This window comes from Psychrobacter sp. AOP7-B1-24, from assembly GCF_052376215.1.
Classification (GTDB): domain Bacteria; phylum Pseudomonadota; class Gammaproteobacteria; order Pseudomonadales; family Moraxellaceae; genus Psychrobacter.
The window spans coordinates 1-409 of sequence record NZ_JBQSVL010000221.1 but is presented as its reverse complement, the minus strand read 5'-3'; the positions used below and the strand labels follow the sequence as shown (position 1 = coordinate 409).

General features: G+C 42.1%; 1 protein-coding gene. It reads left to right on the top strand.

Going from position 1 to position 409, the window contains the following annotated elements; all coding sequences use genetic code 11:
- Nucleotides 1-399: integrase core domain-containing protein (locus tag ACT3QP_RS15100; protein WP_444526070.1), on the top strand; the 399-nt coding region annotated here is incomplete at its 5' end.
- Nucleotides 400-409 lie beyond the last annotated feature (10 nt).

Here is a 409-nt window from a genome sequence, read left to right as displayed (position 1 = left end):
CGCATGAATACCGATATGGTGATGGCGGCGTTAAATCAAGCAATAGCAGATAGAAACTATCCCAAAGATGTGATTCATCACAGTGATCGAGGGGTTCAGTACTTATCTATTCGCTATACCGATAAGATGACGGACTCTGGAGTGATTGCTTCTGTTGGTACAACAGGCGACTCTTATGACAACGCATTGGCTGAGACAGTTAACGGGCTTTATAAGTCTGAGGTGATTGAATATCTAAAAGAACAATGGCATGGCGTGAACGATGTTGAATTAGCAACCCTTGAATGGGTGGACTGGTTTAACAAAACACGACTGCATAGCACGATTGGATATGTGTCACCTTTTGAATTTGAAAAGCGGTATTATGATAATTTAACCCTGTCAGGCATTGCTGCCTGACTCAAGTAAA